We start from the raw sequence: 15,597 nt of genomic DNA, 5'->3' as shown, positions 1-15,597 counted from the left end.
GCCATGACCGACCCGCAGCGCCCATCGCAGACCGCGTCCGGGCCCGGGCCCCGCAAGACTTCAGCGCAGATACAGCTCGAGCACATGCAGGCGCTCGGCTACCAGTACGACATCGTCTCCACAGCGCTGCGACGAATGCTCACCTTCAATGCCCGGCACGCCGAATACGCGTGGCAGCGCCGTCGGCGTGACCCGATCGCCCCCTACGCACTCGCCCTGCTGTTCGCCGACCACCGCCCCGGCACGATCCGCCGTGACCAGACATTCAGCGCCGACGACTGGACCGGCGCCGTCGAGGTCAACGCGGCCAGCCGGGTGTGGCTGGTCGGTCCGGAAACCCACAACCTGGCCGAAATGCTGTACCGGCTGGAATGCCAGGTCACCGACCAGCACACCATCGACGGGTGGGTGCTGCGCGAGCAGCTGGCCACCAGCGTCGACGACGCCATCACCGACCGGGCGACCTGGGTCGGGATCGGCGTCTCCAGCCTGGACACCCCGACCGGCGCCTGGGCCGAAACCGCCGAGCATGCCCTGAGCGAGGCACACGTGCCCGGCACCATCCGGCTGCTGCTCAACGTGGCCCACACGCCGATCCCGGAGCTGGCGTGGATGGTCGGCGAACGCCGCGGTATCGGCGAGTACAACACCAAGACCATCCACTCCACCCACCGGCTGTCCAGCCTCGACATCAACGCACCGGTCCCCTACGGCATCGTGCACCCCGACAATCTGGTCGCCAATCCCTGGCACGGGCCGATCCTGCGCCGCATGCACGGCCTGTTCACCGCCCTGCACACCAGCACCCACTTCGCCCACCCACTCGGCCGGCCACCCAAAGGCAGCCAGTGGCGCGAGGCGCTCGACCAGCCGGGACGGCGATCATGACCGGCCCGGTGCTCAGCCCGCCGACGAGCCTGCACGCCGTCGGCACCGTCCCGACCGGGCTGCGAGAGCGCCATTTCACCGACCTCACCGCCCACCTAGAAGCGATCCGCTTCCACAACCTGGCCTACCCCGGGTTCTCCGACATCACCCATCAGGCCCTGGCGCCGCTGCTGACCGGGCAACTGCTCAACAACGTCGGTGACCCCTACGACACCGGCCACGGCCACGACCACACCAAAGCCCACGAACGCGCCGTCATCGACTACCTCGCCGACCTGTTCGGCGCCCCGGCAGCCCGGTGGGGGTATGTCACCTCGGGCAGCAGCGAAGGCACCGACCACGCCCTGTGGGACGCCCGCCTGGCCTTCCCGGGCCAGGAACCGGTGGTGTTCGCCTCCACCGCAGCGCACTACTCCGTGGCCAAGGGTTGCGACCGGCACCGCCTCACCCTTATCCACGTCCGCACCGACGCGGGCGGGCGGATGGACGTCACCGACCTGCGGGCGCTGCTCGCGCAGTTCCGGCACCGGCCGGTTGTCGTGGTCGCGACCGTCGGGACCACCATGGCGGAGGCCTATGACGACGTCGCGGCAATTGCCAACGCGTGTGATGACCTCGCCATCGTCCGCCGCCGCATCCACGTCGACGCCGCCCTCGCCGGCCTGCCCCTGGCCCTGCTACCGGACCACGACCGGCCGGCCTTCGACTTCACCTGCGGGGCCACCAGCATCGTCACCTCCGGGCACAAGTTCCTCAGCACCCTGACTCCGTGCGCGGTGCTGATCTACGCCGACGCGCCGGTGCTGGCGCGGACCCCGCACGTGCCGTACACCGGCACCGCCGACACCACCATCGGCGGCTCCCGTTCCGGGCACACTCCCCTGCTGCTGTGGTCCTCGCTCAGCCACGGCACGCAGGTTCACCGCCAGCGCGCCGAACGCTCCCGGGAACTCGCCGCACACACCCTCGACCGGCTCCGCACGGCGGGTTGGCCGGCCAGCCGCGGCCCGCACGCTATGACCGTCGTGATCGGCCAGCCCCCGGCCGAGGTCTGCGCCAAATGGGTCCTGGCCCCCGACGGCACCCGCGCGCACATCATCTGCAAACCCGACACCGACCCCGCCGCGATCGACGAACTGGTCCACGATCTGACCCGTCCGGTCGGCACTGTGGTGCCCCACTCCCGGCCGGCCGGAGACGACGCGAGGGCTGGTCGGACACCGACTGAGGTGCCGGCATGAACGACCCGCTCATCCGCCTGTCTAGGCACCAGCAAACGTGGATGCCGCAGGCCATCACTGAACGCGCCGGGCCACGTCGACCGGCCGCTGGTGCAGCGAAGGCGATGCTATGACCGACTCGACGAGGTGGCTACGCACGCTTCTTGATCAGGCCGATCCGCCGACGACCGGACACCGGTCGCAGGCCGCCTGGGATCCGCCGCTGGATGTCCTCGTCCGCCTCGATCCGATCACCACCGCGCCGGACCCCGACGTGATCGCGGCGGCGATCGTCTACGCCCGCCGCCGGCACGCCGAGGCAGAGCCGCAACTGCTGTGGGCCCGCTACGCCAGTACGGCAGCACGAACGCTGTGGGATAAGGCCCATCCGACCGCCATACGGGCGTCGATGACCTACCACAACGTCCTGATCCGCCAAGGTCTGACCTTCGACGCCGTACGGATCCGCCAGGACCAACTCGACATGTACCGCGAGCTCGGCGACCCCACCCGCATCCTTGCTGCCCGGTGCGGGTTGGCGCTGGCGCTGCACCGCGACGGGCAATGCGACACCGCCGAGGAACAGATCCGACTGGTCTTGCGGCAGTGGTGGGGCAGCCCGCACGGCTACGGACACGCCAGCATGGTCCTTCTCGTCGCGGCCTCGATCCACGCCGGCTGCGGCCGCACCACCGAAGCACGGCAGTTGCTCACCCGTGACGCCGTCCACCTGGCGCACCTGAACCCCCGCGACCGGCATCTTGCCGCGCAGTGGCTCGCCACCGTGGCCGTCACTCACCCGACCGGCTGCAGCCTTCGCGCACCTGAGACCCCGCTCGTACCCGATGACGACGCTCGGCGCGCCTTCTGGAGCGGTTTCTGGCTCGGTGCACTGCGTTCCTGCCCGACCGATGACGGCCGGAGGAGGGCCGCATCGTGACCGCACCTACCGTCCCGCAATTCCGCGCCAACACCACTGACCACACATCGACTGAGGTGCTCGCATGACCAGCCACGATGGCCCACCGGGTTTCGACATCAGCGTTCCGCATCCTGCTCGCCGCTACGACTACTGGCTCGGCGGCAAGGACAACTTCGCACCTGACCGGGCTTCCGGCGACGCTATAGCCGCCATCTTCCCCGGCATTCGCGTTGCTGCCCGGGAGAACCGGCGAGTGCTCGCCCGGATGGTCCGCCATCTGGTCACCGACTGCGGGATCCGTCAGTTCCTCGACATCGGCACCGGGCTACCCACCGCGGGCAACACCCACGAGGTCGCCCAGTCCATCGACCCGACCTGCCGGATCGTCTACGTCGATAACGACCCCATCGTCTTGGCCCACGCCCGGGCCCTGCTGACCAGCCACCCAGCCGGACGCACCAACTATCTCGATGCCGACCTGCGCAATGCACAGCAGATCGTCGGCTCCGACGCCGTCGCCGACACCTTCGACCTCACCCAGCCCGTCGCGGTGCTGCTGATCGCCGTGTTGCACTTCATCGCCTCCGACGACGAGGCCCGGTCAATCGTGCAACAACTCGTCGAGCCGCTGGCACCTGGCAGCTACCTGGCCATGTCCCACGCCACCGCTGACCTGCTCGACCCGGAAATCGTCGCGAAGTTCGCCGCCGCGAAGGCTCCCGGTGACGACATCACCGGCCGCAGCTACCAGCAGGTCGCCGAGCTGCTCGACGACCTCGACATCCAGCCACCGGGTATCCAAGTGGTCAGCAGGTGGCGGCCAGACCCAGGGACCGACCCACCGCCCGACGACCAGGTGTCGATGTACGGCGCGCTCGCCCGTGTCGCCGACCGCGCCGCGGCGCGACGGTAAAGGGGTCGTCGTGACCGATCGTCTGCGCCCCCGCCCGGCCGGCACCTGGACTACCGACGAAGTTCGGCAGCGCGTCGTGCACGCCTACACCGTCAGACAGCTCAGCATCCGCGGCATCGCCGACACGATCGGCGCCAACTACACCACCGTCCATGCCATCCTGACCAACGCCCAGGTTCGCCTGCGGCCACGTGGTGCCCGCCCATCAGCACAGACGCAGACGCCCACCGAACCGGAGGCCGGCACCAGTCGCCAGGACAGGTCCCGATGAGGCACCGAATCGGCCACGTCAGACGCGGCACGAACGCCACGGCTACGACAGATCCGGCCGCCCGTCTCCATTACGCAGTAACGCTGCATACCGCAGGTCACTGCGCCGATGCCCTCCACTACCTCACCACCCTGCTCGATGACGTCCACCGCGCGCAGCTTCCCGACACCGCTGCCGCCGTCCTCGACCAGTTTCTGGCTCGGCACGCCGCCTGCAGCCGGCTCACCACCGCCTTCACCTACCTGGTCCGCCACCCGCATCTGCTTCGAGGCTTCCCAGGCATCGACCGCGGTCGCCTGGCCCGGCTCACCATCAGCACCGCTTTCGAGCACCGAAGCGTCTGCCGCATGCCACCACCGTGCCGCGCACCCGCAGCGGACCTTCAGCCGCTACTTTCCTCCGCCGAGCGGCGAATGCTCTGGAACCGCCTTCTCGGCCCGGTGCCGCCGCTGCCATGAGCTCGTCCGACCCCGCCACCGCGCGGTCAAGGCGGCCTCGTCCGGTTACCGACCTGGCCACCATCGCCGCCGGCGTCCAGCCACAACACGACGGGTGGCTCCTGTGCCGGCTCTGCGGACGCTGGTTCCGCAGTGTCGGCCGCCACCTGCAGCCCGGCCACGGGATCAGCCCTGCGGAGTACAAGGCGATGTTCGAGCTCCCCGTCACCCGCGGGCTGATTGGCGATGACCTACGCGCACAGTTCCGCGACCGGCAACGTGAGCTACTGCGCACCAATCCCGCCGTGCGAGCCGCGTTCGCCCTCGACGACTCTGCTTGCCCCGAACGCCAGCTGCGGCAGAAACGTGGCGTCCAACGCAAAGCCGAGACCGCGACGCGCGCCGGAGTGGTTCGCAGCCAGCAGAACCGCATCGCCGAGCTCAGCACCACCAACACCCGACGTGCGCAGGCCCGCCTGCACGACTACGACGAACGCGCCCGCCGACGCGGCTACCGCGACCTGCACCACCTGCTGCGGGAGACCGCCGGCCTGTCGTACGCCGACTGCGCCGCCCTCATGGGCTGGACACCGTCGCAGGTTCACCCCTGGCGCAAGCGATACGGCATCGCCAGCACCGCCAAGCAGGCCCGCCAGCAGCAACAGCATGCAGCGCGTGAACACGGACTGACCGACCTGACGGCCGGCACACAGCCGGTCAACGACCAAGGGCTGCTGCGCTGTTTGACCTGCGGGCGTTGGCGTAGCGACCTGACCGTCCATGTCCGCCAGGCCCACCAGCTCACCGCAGCCCAGTACCGCGGTCACTTCCGGCTCCCCAGCGACACCGCCCTGGTCAGTCGCGCCCTTCAGGAGGCTCGCACAGCAACGGCTCGCACAGTGGCCCGCGACGGTGCCGCCGCCGGTGGCCGGGCGAAGAGCGCCGCAGCGCGCGAGCGGTGGGACGCCGCCGCCCACCGCGCTGGCTACTCGGACATCGCTTCTCTGCTGCAAGCCATGCCCGACAACATCGAGGCCGCCACCCGGCTAAAGATCAAACCCGATGAGATACGCAGGATCCGTCATCGCTACCGTGATACTTCGGAAGAGCCGACTTCGCGAGTGACGCGTGGAGCGGAAGCGCACCCTCCGGCTGACTAGCGCCGAATATCGCGGGTGCGCCGTACTGCATCCCAGCTCCGACGAGAGCTCAGCACCTCTCCGAGCGAGGCGTGCAGTTCGCGCAGGACGGCGATGTCCTCTGCACTCCATTCCCGCACGTGACCGGTGCGGCCGGGATCGAAGGGGACACCTCGAGCCAGCAGAGCGGTGAAAGCACCCACGAACTGGCGGGCAGCAGCAACGTACCGAGTCCTGGCGAGCGGCTCTTCGCGCTCCGGTCTCGTGCTACCCACACCATCATCGTACGCATGTTCGATTTGAGGGGTCAGACGCCACCGCGGACGAGAGGCCGCTGACTGACGATGCGATCGAGGTCGGACGGTTGGAGATCGGGCCTTACGCGGACGAATCGGCAACGATGACGGAACCGCCCAAAGGGACCGTCGCGGGCGATGTCAGCGTCGACCTCCACCACCACTAGTGGTTCGACGGGAACATAGGGCAACGCTGCGCGATCCGTCAGATCGGCGGCCCACCCGGCCGGCAACGGGCGGGGCCACGGATGCCCACTGCCCTCACCGCTGAACGAAGTCAGGTGCATCCCGGCCAGCTCGGGACGCCGCTCCGCCCGCACACGATGCGTCTGGCCTACGAACCGCAGGACTCCTCGATCGTCGAACCGCGCGAGCAGCAGCGAGACCGGCCGCTCCAAGGTGCCGGTCACTCCTGCGACGATGCAGTCCTCTGTATGCCGGGTCTTTACCTTGATCCACCCGGCTCGGCCGGGCTCGTACTGGCTCTGGGAACGCTTCACGACCAGGCCCTCGACGCCTGACGCTGTCCAATCCGCCAGCCATGATTGCGCTACGGCCTCGTCTGCGGTTTGCGGGCATAAGGTCACCTCTGGCCCTGCCGAGGCAAGCAGGCGCTCCAGGCGGCGGCGGCGTTGCGACAGCGGCTGATCGATCAACTCGTGGCCGCGCGCATCGCGCAGCATGTCGAACGCGACGAAGTGCGCCGGATGCCGCGCAGCTTCTACGGCAACACGCCGTCCCGCTCGGAACCGCCGCTGCAGCAGATCGAACGAGGTCCGCCCGGCGCGCTCATCCCAGATGACAAGCTCGCCGTCCAGTACCACCCGTCGAGGTAGGCATGTCGCCAGTGCCGCGGACAGCTCAGGGAAGTAGCCGCTGAGGTCCCGTCCTGGTCGAGACTGCAGCCGCACGCCCTCATCACTGGCCCACGCAATACTGCGGAAACCATCCCACTTAGGCTCATAGATTACGCCGCCGGCTGAAGCCCGCGGAAGCTCCGCGCTGCCAGACGCTCGCATCGGTTCAACCGGCCACCGCAGCACTCGATCCTCCCGTCGCAACCACCGACGTTAGCGATCGAGAAGAGGGCTTCACCTGGGAAAACGCCAATTTGACAAGACAAGGGAAGACGCCCAGCCGGCCCAGGCGGATACAGACAGCGCAGGCTGGCGGATACACCACGAGGCCATCCAGTCTTGCCGTCGAAACCGGGCAGCCCGCTCGGAGATCTTGCACGCTACGCGTTCGAGGCAGCCCCGCCTGGACGATCCACCAGCCCTGTCATGGATGTCGGCTGACCACTGCTAACCCGTAGAGCAGCGCCGCTATTCGAACATGCGTACGACGATGACGTGGCTCGAGATGATCATCGGCACTGGTGGAACGGCAGGTGGGGTCCCGCCCAACGGCGCGACGTCTACCTACGCACCGCAGGCGATCAGTATGTCGTGGAAGCACGGGAGGGCGGCGCCGCCGGCACCTCACGGACATGGCAACCGCCAACCGAGGACGACGCGTTCCAGCTCGTCGATGAACTGCTCAACGATCAACACGGCTGGCGCGAGCTTTCTGCTCGCCCAACCTCGTCGGAGAATCGCAGCTAGGCCTTGTAGCGCTGCTCGTGGTTCAGGCAGGGGAAAGGCGGACGCCGGTGGTGAGATGATTTTGCGGGACCGACCGCGGTTCTACCTTCTCTGATCACGCGCAGCGATATATTCCACGCGCCGATAGCCGAGCTCCAGCATCTGGCGGCCGGCGTCCTGCATGGAAAGCTGTTGTTTCGGCAGCTGTGCTCTTCTCGATCGACCCGTAAACCTAGGTACGATGCTCGATATCACCGCAAGCGCCATCCATGTCGGTAGGAATATAGCTAGAATTAGGGATTCCTGCATGTTTTCTGCGCAGTCCCGGACGGATTGCTTTAGCAATTGACTTCTTAGCAACGCCAAGGCCGCCATGATCCCGACATAAGCTGCCACAAGCCACCGGCCGGCGTCACAGGTTACAGCAGCGAGGGCGCTAATCCATCCCGCAGTCACAAGCCAGGAACTCGGCTGGTACCCCCTGTACGAATCTAATGGCGGCCGACAACCAGCCCAGAGAAACAGTGCGAGAGCTACGAGCCAACCAGCGAGGGAAGGTCGACTTGCGAGCCACTGGGCAGGCACATACAGCCACTCAGGCGCAGAGCTTGAAAGGCCCAGATAAGACGTTGCAGTCATAAGTGCTTTGCGAGGCAGTGCGATGGGGCTGAATTGCACCGGGTCTAGCATGTTCAACCAAACGACGACGTTGGCGGGAAGCGCAACTAGCAGCAGGACAATGGGTCCGGCGACTTTCCGGTGAGGTTTAGGGCGCGACTGAGCGACCGCGTTCGGCTGTGAGTTCTCGGACGAGTGAGATAGACGTTGCTGCCGTACGGTCAGCCACACCATCGAAACGAGGATTATCACAGCGGCGAACCCGATCAGCACAGGGCTTTGCGTCCACTCGGGCAACGGTAGACCGGTTCCGATGTTGGTCACCGCACCGAGCGCTCCACCTAGAACGACCAGTAAGACGGCAGTCACAGTCGGTCCGAGTCGCATCCGATGACGCGGGTCTCCTTGAGTTGCCACCACATCATGATGACAGCCAATGCAAGCGTTGGCGATCGGCTGGGGTAAGCACTGCAAGGCCACCATGATCATGCGGGACGAGGGTGGGCCAGGAGGCTCGGATCAGCAGCAATGCACTCTAGGGCGAGAACATTTGAGCCCTGGAAGCGGCATACGGGTGCACTTGGGCCTACATACATGACCTTTGGCGCTTTAAGGATTACGTCTACTTAGCACTGGAGGCTGCCGGTGTTCCTCTGTCGGCGGCTCATCGTTGCTTCAGATCGATTTGTTCGGCACCACGATGTGGTGCTTGCGGAAGAGACTGTCGAAGAATGCGGTGGTCAGCCGACGCGCCTCGTCCTCGTCCTGTAGTTCCTGCGCGCCGAATCGGTGAACCTCGTAGCCGGCGAGCGTGAGGTCACGGCTGGCCGCCATTGTCCGCGCGTACTCTTTCCCGTCGGGAAGCATGCGTTTACCGTCACCCACCCGGCGTTCGCTCGCGTAGTGATGTTGCCCGTCGACCTCCAAGACAATCCGTGCCCCAGACGGGCCGAACATCAGGAAGTCCATACGGAATTGCACGAGCGCGTCTTTCCCGCGCGTCTTCGCGTTCACAGGGTCCCAATGCCGCCACACCTCGGGTAGTAGCGCCGGAAGCCCTGGGAGGGCGGTGCTGTATATGTCATGATAGAGCTTGAACAGCCGAAGCTGGGGTGGTGAAATCGGAACCCATGCTTCGTCGACCAGATGGAAAAGTGAGTGACCAAGCCTCTGGTAAAGCTCGACCTTGGCTTGATCGTCATCCTCCAACCTGCGAGTTTCTTTCCACCACGCCTGCAGGTCGCACCAGCGGAGTCCCGCGGAGCCGATCGGCCGGTCATAAAAGAGGATCTTGCCAGTCGGGTCGACCATCTGGACGTCACTGTCGATGACGTCAATCAGTCGGAGATCCGGCTTGTCCGGGGATCCGAAAATTAGTTGCTTTGGTCGGCTGCTGCGCGTGCCTACAGCCACGAGGAGGAATATGGGATATCCGTCGATATTCTCCGTCTCTCGTAGTTCGAGTCCGATACCAATGAGCGGCGGATTTATTGCCTCGACCAGCCGGCGCTGACTGTCTTCGTCCGGCACGGTGCTGCTGGATACGATGCTCTCGAGGAAGAGGCCGAACCGGCGGTCGGAGGCACGGTCGATCGCGCCGAGTTCGTCGAACAGCTGCTCCACGGTCCAGTCGTCGTTGCGGAAGAAGTGACGGTCAATCTGACCGCCGAGGCTGGTGTCTTCAAGGCTGAAGAACAGGTCTCTGCTGCCGAGGTCGAAAAGCGTGGCCAGCAGCGAGTGGAGTCGTTGAGCGTGATCGCCGAGAATCTCGCCAGGCAGGGCGCGCGCGATGTCCCGGCGCGTGCGCTTCGGAATCACCGGTGGATACCCGTCGGCCCACACGAGGTCCTGCACGGCCATCTGGTCGGCCATCTGGATGCCGATGTTCCGCTCCACCAGCCCGACGGCAACCTCCCTGAGCCGTTCGTCCGGGACAGCGGCCGCGCTGCTCTCCCCGCGCTGGGCCTTCGTCTCGCCGCCGCTCGATGGCGGCAGCCCAGCCGCCATGAGGTCGTTGTCTAGCCTCGGGTGCGTACTTCCGCCGGCGATAGCGCAGGCGGCCCTTTCCACGATCGCGCGCAGCGTCTCGGTAGCGCCGTCGTTTCCCATGGCCTGATTCTGACAGCGAGCACCACAAGATCGTCTATTCCACCCTTAGACGACCGTCCGCCCCGTGCGGCGGCAGAGGGAGTGCTCGAGTAAGACTTCAAGGTCGTGGCTTACGGCATGCTGATGCGGTGCTCACCAGTGATGCCTTAACTTCCCTCACCGATTGGTCACCTTGGCTGCCGTTCGACGAGGCGGCTGTCTCAGCGCCGCGCCTGCCTGGCGTCTACCTAGCTCGGCAGGGGCAAGGCGGCGCGCTCGTCTACGTGGGTATGGCAGGCGAGCGCCGTGGGCAGGGCATTCGAGGACGACTGATGGTGTGTCGCCGGGGCAAAGCAGCAGTCAGCGGACTCGGTGAAGCCGTGCTAGACCGGGCACTTGCAGATGCGGCGTTCGTACAACAGCACCTTGAAGGGCTTCTCGCCGGTCAGCCGAAGCGCGCGGCGTTATGGGCCCAAGACGCTCTACGGTGGGCCGAGTTGCACATCCGATGGGCGGTAACTGCGGACCGGCCAGCCGCCGTAGCGCTTGAGCGAGCCGTCCTCGATGCGTCGGCGGCATCGCCGCTCTGGAACCGAGCACGATAGCGGCCGGTCAGCAGAGCCAATCGGCGCGCGGGCGGCGCCGCCCGCCACTTCATGAGTCGAAGCCTCTAGCAACAGCGCTGCAGCAGGGATGGGCAGTTCAACCCGATTAATCGCTTCCTGGCTTGGGTCGTGGAGAATGGGACCCGGCTGAGCGTCTCCTCTGGGCCCATGCTGGACTGTTCCGTCATGATCAATGGGCGTGAGTTCGGGTCCCATCCCTGCAGGCATCGGCGGATGAGTACGAGCACGTGCCACGCAACATTCGCTCGTTATCGTGGCGATCATGATGAGTGCGGCGCCGGCCCGTGACCGATGACCTGGCAGACCGGCCTCACCGGTTTCCTCGCTGGGCTGCTGATCTCCCTCGTCACCACACCCGTCGGGGTATCCGGCGCCGTGTTCCTGCTCCCGGTCCAGCTCAGCATTCTGCATGTTCCCAGCCCGGCCGTCACCCCGACGAACTTGATGTTCAACGTCGTCGCCGGCCCCGGCGCTCTGGCCCGCTACCGCCGTAACGGCCAGCTCACCGGCCCACTCGCCCGGCTCCTGATCGCCGGCACCGTCCCGGGTGTCATCTTCGGCGCGATCATCCGGGTCTTTGCCATCCCCGGGCCGCAGGTGTTCCGCCTCGTGGCGGCCGCGGTGCTGCTGCCGCTCGGCCTCTGGCTTGTGGTCCGAGCCCTGCGCCCAGCAAAGGCGGACCGGCCACCGCTTTCGCGGCGCACCACGATTGGCCTCAGCCTCGTCACCGGCGCCGTCGGCGGCATCTATGGCATCGGCGGGGGCTCCATCCTCGGTCCGATCCTCGCCGGACGTGGCGTACCGATGACCCAGATCGCTCCCGCGGCCCTTGCCGCCACGTTCGTGACGTCTCTGGTCGGGGCCGGGACCTACGGCATCCTGGCCCTCACCACCAGTGGTGACATCGCCCCGCACTGGATCCTCGGGCTGCTCTGCGGAGCCGGCGGACTCATCGGCGGCTACCTCGGCGCCCGGCTCCAGCCCTACCTCCCGGAACGAGCATTGCGACTACTCCTCGGCACTCTCGCGACCGCCCTTGCCGTGCTGTACCTGATCCAAGGCCTTCAGCCTCACCAGTAGCACCACCGCCCACCGACGGTTGGGTCCCAAAGACACGCTCACAAAAATCGGCGAGTGAGGCGTGGGCCCGAAACTCTTGCTCAAGCGGGACCCACATCAACGCTCAGAACCAGCTTCCCGCGGACCCACGCCCCAGTCGTAAAGGCGGCTGGGTCGTGGATGCCGCCGGTCTGGGACATGGCACGGTCCCGGCTGGACTCGACGTCGTCAAGCCACGGCCCGGCGAACGCCCCGCATCGTCGTCGGTCGCTATCACCGCCGGTTGTTGACCAGCGGCAGCGCGTCATTGCGAGAGCGGGGCGCCGGGACGGGCTGGACACCGCCTGCGCCCCGCCGGGTCTTGTCGTGCCGTCCCCGCCCGGACGGCCTCCCAGCGTCTCCGGGCTCCCACCTTCCTGGAGGTGCCATGACGCCGCCAACCGGTAAACGACAGGCCTTCTACATCGACGCCACCATGCACACTGAGCACGGATTCATTCCCTCGGTCGTCACCGAGAACGAGCCGGGCCACACCCCGATGCGCGGCAACGGATCGCATGCGTCACCGAGGTATTGGGGCAACGACCTCGCCACCGCCCGCCGCACAGCGGCCAAGGCGAACGCCGATCTCGGTCTCAGCGACAGCGATGTCCGCGACATCATCGCGTCATCGTTTCGGGCGTCCGAAGCGATCGCAGAAGCTGGGCAGATCATCCGCTCGATAGTTGCCGGCGCCGTCTCGTACGACGTGGCCCGCGACGACGACCCGGACCCCTGTTGGATCTTGCGGCGGGTGACGTTGGCCGACGGCACGGTCATCGATCACGGTGACCCGATTCTGGCGTTGATCAGTAGCGCTATCGACTCCTGTCTGACCCACGTCGCCTGGGGATGGTGGGGTGATCGAAGCACGGACAGCGTGGTGCGCATCGACGTGCGTACCGGCCGTTGGCGGCAAGAGCCATGAGCGCCGCGCGGCGGCGCGACAGCGTCCTTGAAGAACGCGCACAACGGTCCCCGGCACCGTCCACGACCAGACCTGTGATCACAGCGTCTGATCAGCTGGCCCTGTGGTCGATTGACACACCAGCTCCGGCTGACCGACGGCCACCTCGGCCAGCGCGGCTGCTGATGCAGAGCAACCGCCGGCTCAAACACATCGGCGTGTGGACGTGGAGCCTTCCGGCGTGGGCCGGGCGGCTGCCGGATGGGCGCACCTACAACACCTGCCCGTCGGCGGGTATCTGCCGACACGTCTGCTACGCCCTGCACGGCGCTTACCTGTGGCCTGTCGTCCGTAGCCGGCATGAGGCGAACTTGCGGTTCGTGCTTGAAGATCTGCCGGGCTGGCAGCGGGCGATGATGGCTGAGCTCCAGGCGTCTCGCTTCGCGGGCCGGTGGGTTCGCATCCATGACTCGGGCGACTTCTTCTCCGACGACTATCTACGTGCTTGGACCGGCATCTGCCGAGCCCGCCCGGAGGTCAATTTCTACTGCTACACCAAGGAAGTCGACCGGCTCCGACGGTTGGTGGAGCCGGATCCGCCCGACAACCTGCACTGGGTGTACTCCTACGGCGGCGTTCAGGACCACTCGCTGGACCCGGGGGTGGACCGGGTCGCCGACGTGTTCCCCGACGAGGACGCGATCGAGCGAGCCGGCTGGTCATCCCAACGTGAGTCAGACCTACTGGCGGTGCTGGGCCCGCCGCTGGTGGGGATGTCGGCCAATCGAATCCCGGTGTTTCTGAAGCGAATCGCCGGGCGCCGGTTCAGCACGTGGCAGGCGGTCGAGACCGCAGCTCGGGCTGCGCGGCACAAAGCAACAGGCAGTAGGCGCAGGGCGCCGTCATAGCGGCAGCGCACACCGGCTCGGCCGGATCCCGCTGGAGACGTACGACGGTGCTGGCTAGGCACGGTGGCACGGCCAGGGGCGGGCGCAAGCCGGTCCGAGAACATCTTGGCCTTCGGCCAGAGATCTTCTCGTCCCTGATGCCTTGCCACCCGCCACCCGGCCGCCCCCGGCCAGCCGGGCCAGCACGCGCTCGTCGCCTCGGCGCGGACGGCCACCGACAGCTCCGGTCAACGGCGTCCACACCCATGGCGCCTTGACGCGGTGATGCGGTGACACGGGTGGTAGGGCAGTCGCCCATGGCACCTGCGTCTCTACCCGTCCGAGGTACGCGGCCCGCCGCGCCGCACCTCTGGATTGGCCTAACGTGAGGAGACAGTTCTGATGCGTAAGAACCTCGTTACGGGCCTTGCCGCCACGGCGCTGGTCGGCGCTTTCGTTGGCCGGCTCTGCGCGACGCCGACTATCCGCCACCTGCGCCGAGAGAACGACGCACTGGCCCAGCAGGTCCGTACCGACCGGCTCACGGGCGTGTTGAGCCGGGCCGGACTCGAGCAGGCGTACACCGTAAGCAACGACCGTGGACGCTTTGTGATCGTCGTGGATCTCGACACCTTCAAGTCCGTGAACGACGAACATGGTCATCCCACCGGTGACCGGGTCCTGAGCGCGCTCGGCGTACGCCTCGCCGATCTGGCGTCACGGCACCGCGGCTGGGCGGGCCGGCTCGGTGGCGACGAATTCGCTCTGATCCTGGCCAACTGCACCGCAGCGCAAGCGCTGCAGGCCGCGTCTCAAGCAGTGGCGGCCATCGTCACCGACAGCCGCACCGGCCCGGTCCATGTGCGCGGCAGTGCGGGAATCGCCTACGCAACGGCCGATACCTCGTGGTCGAACGCATTGACCGACGCCGACATCGCCCTCTATCACGCGAAGCAGCACGGCACGGTCACAGTGTTCGAGCCCGGCATGACCTACCCCGAGCGGCCGGTGCCTCGCCGGCGTGCCCGTGACGTACGTACGACGAACTAGCTGCGAGCCCGTGAGGCCGTGCCACGAGTCCAGCACCGGTCGAGCACCTCCTCGACCCCGCTCGTTTGTTCCGCCTTCCGCTCTCACCACCTCGGATGGAGGTTGCCCGATGATGTTTCACGTCACCGTTTACCACAACACCGACGGCCTGTTCACCGCCTTCCGCCGCGAACACCACCTTCTCCCGGCCTTCGCCTTCTCCCGGGCCATGCCTCACGACACCACGGCCGAGCAGCTGGCCGAGTGGACGTTCTGCCTCTTCAACGCCGACCCGGACACGCTGGTTGGCAGCCACCCGACAGCCGATACCGCATCAGCGTTCCTCATCGCCTGTCGCTATCGGCTTCAGCGACTGCGGTCATTGTCGGTCGGTGACGTCGTGCAGGTCAGCACCGCGACCGGGGCGTGCTGGTTGGCCTGCGACGGGCTCGGCTGGTGTGTCATCGCGCCGCCGCCGAACGTGCACGCCGGCCTCACCGACAGGCCCGTCCTGCCCGGCGGAAGCGATCAGCGGGACACCGAGCCGCTGCCGTAGAGCCAACGATCCATCGCCGACAGCGGTGGTTCTTTTTTGCCCTGCATCCAGCCTCCCGGCTGCTCGGCACCCCTCCGATCCATGCCCGTGGCCTCACCGGTTGGCAGGCGTTTCTGTGT

The 15,597-nt window shown here is 66.8% G+C and carries 14 protein-coding genes; 12 read left to right on the top strand and 2 right to left on the bottom strand.

Annotated features, from left to right (window positions below; translation table 11 throughout):
• Nucleotides 1-3: 3 nt before the first annotated feature.
• The 7 genes from COUCH_RS14575 to COUCH_RS14545 all read left to right on the top strand — a co-directional run bounded on the left by COUCH_RS14575 (nt 4) and on the right by COUCH_RS14545 (nt 5,811).
• On the top strand, nt 4-888 hold the full coding sequence (locus tag COUCH_RS14575; protein ID WP_249612613.1) for a hypothetical protein: 885 nt from the start codon (nt 4-6) through the stop codon (nt 886-888).
• Nucleotides 885-2,129, top strand: coding sequence for a pyridoxal-dependent decarboxylase (locus COUCH_RS14570; RefSeq protein ID WP_249612612.1), 1,245 nt, complete (start codon nt 885-887; stop codon nt 2,127-2,129). The genes COUCH_RS14575 and COUCH_RS14570 overlap by 4 nt, the downstream gene beginning before the upstream one ends.
• Nucleotides 2,130-2,238: 109 nt before the next feature.
• The gene (locus tag COUCH_RS14565) at nt 2,239-3,048 is read left to right on the top strand and encodes a hypothetical protein (protein ID WP_249612611.1); all 810 of its coding nucleotides are present in this window, start codon (nt 2,239-2,241) and stop codon (nt 3,046-3,048) included.
• A gap of 64 nt (nt 3,049-3,112) precedes the next feature.
• The gene (locus COUCH_RS14560; protein ID WP_249612610.1) at nt 3,113-3,943 is read left to right on the top strand and encodes an SAM-dependent methyltransferase; all 831 of its coding nucleotides are present in this window, start codon (nt 3,113-3,115) and stop codon (nt 3,941-3,943) included.
• A 10-nt stretch (nt 3,944-3,953) separates the two neighbouring features.
• The gene (locus COUCH_RS14555) at nt 3,954-4,214 is read left to right on the top strand and encodes a helix-turn-helix domain-containing protein (RefSeq protein WP_249612609.1); all 261 of its coding nucleotides are present in this window, start codon (nt 3,954-3,956) and stop codon (nt 4,212-4,214) included.
• Nucleotides 4,211-4,672, top strand: a complete 462-nt coding sequence (locus tag COUCH_RS14550) for a hypothetical protein (protein WP_249612608.1) — start codon at nt 4,211-4,213, stop codon at nt 4,670-4,672. The genes COUCH_RS14555 and COUCH_RS14550 overlap by 4 nt, the downstream gene beginning before the upstream one ends.
• The gene (locus COUCH_RS14545; RefSeq protein ID WP_249612607.1) at nt 4,669-5,811 is read left to right on the top strand and encodes a MucR family transcriptional regulator; all 1,143 of its coding nucleotides are present in this window, start codon (nt 4,669-4,671) and stop codon (nt 5,809-5,811) included. Before COUCH_RS14550 ends, COUCH_RS14545 begins: the two co-directional genes overlap by 4 nt.
• Nucleotides 5,812-6,097: 286 nt before the next feature.
• On the opposite strand, the gene COUCH_RS14540 is transcribed toward COUCH_RS14545, so the two are convergent.
• The gene (locus tag COUCH_RS14540) at nt 6,098-7,105 is read right to left on the bottom strand and encodes an ATP-dependent DNA ligase (protein ID WP_249613702.1); all 1,008 of its coding nucleotides are present in this window, start codon (nt 7,103-7,105) and stop codon (nt 6,098-6,100) included.
• A 1,857-nt stretch (nt 7,106-8,962) separates the two neighbouring features.
• Entirely contained in the window at nt 8,963-10,396 is a 1,434-nt protein-coding gene (locus COUCH_RS14535) for a hypothetical protein (protein WP_249612606.1), read from the bottom strand.
• 896 nt (nt 10,397-11,292) lie between these two features.
• Here COUCH_RS14535 and COUCH_RS14530 point away from each other — a divergent pair.
• From COUCH_RS14530 to COUCH_RS14510, 5 genes are all read left to right on the top strand, one after another.
• Nucleotides 11,293-12,081 (top strand): sulfite exporter TauE/SafE family protein, encoded by a 789-nt coding sequence (locus tag COUCH_RS14530; protein ID WP_249612605.1) that lies wholly within the window; start codon nt 11,293-11,295, stop codon nt 12,079-12,081.
• Nucleotides 12,082-12,487: 406 nt separating this feature from the next.
• Entirely contained in the window at nt 12,488-13,027 is a 540-nt protein-coding gene (locus tag COUCH_RS14525) for a hypothetical protein (RefSeq protein WP_249612604.1), read from the top strand.
• Nucleotides 13,028-13,191: 164 nt separating this feature from the next.
• On the top strand, nt 13,192-13,914 hold the full coding sequence (locus COUCH_RS14520; RefSeq protein WP_249612603.1) for a GP88 family protein: 723 nt from the start codon (nt 13,192-13,194) through the stop codon (nt 13,912-13,914).
• Between the two features lie 381 nt (nt 13,915-14,295).
• Entirely contained in the window at nt 14,296-14,943 is a 648-nt protein-coding gene (locus COUCH_RS14515) for a GGDEF domain-containing protein (RefSeq protein ID WP_249612602.1), read from the top strand.
• Between the two features lie 112 nt (nt 14,944-15,055).
• Nucleotides 15,056-15,478: a hypothetical protein gene (locus COUCH_RS14510; protein ID WP_249612601.1), complete on the top strand. Its 423-nt coding sequence runs from the start codon at nt 15,056-15,058 to the stop codon at nt 15,476-15,478.
• The last annotated feature ends 119 nt before the right edge of the window (nt 15,479-15,597 follow it).

Source organism: Couchioplanes caeruleus, from assembly GCF_023499255.1.
GTDB lineage: Bacteria > Actinomycetota > Actinomycetes > Mycobacteriales > Micromonosporaceae > Actinoplanes > Actinoplanes caeruleus_A.
The sequence above is the reverse complement of the archived record's forward strand: the minus strand, read 5'-3'. Positions and strand labels throughout refer to the sequence as shown.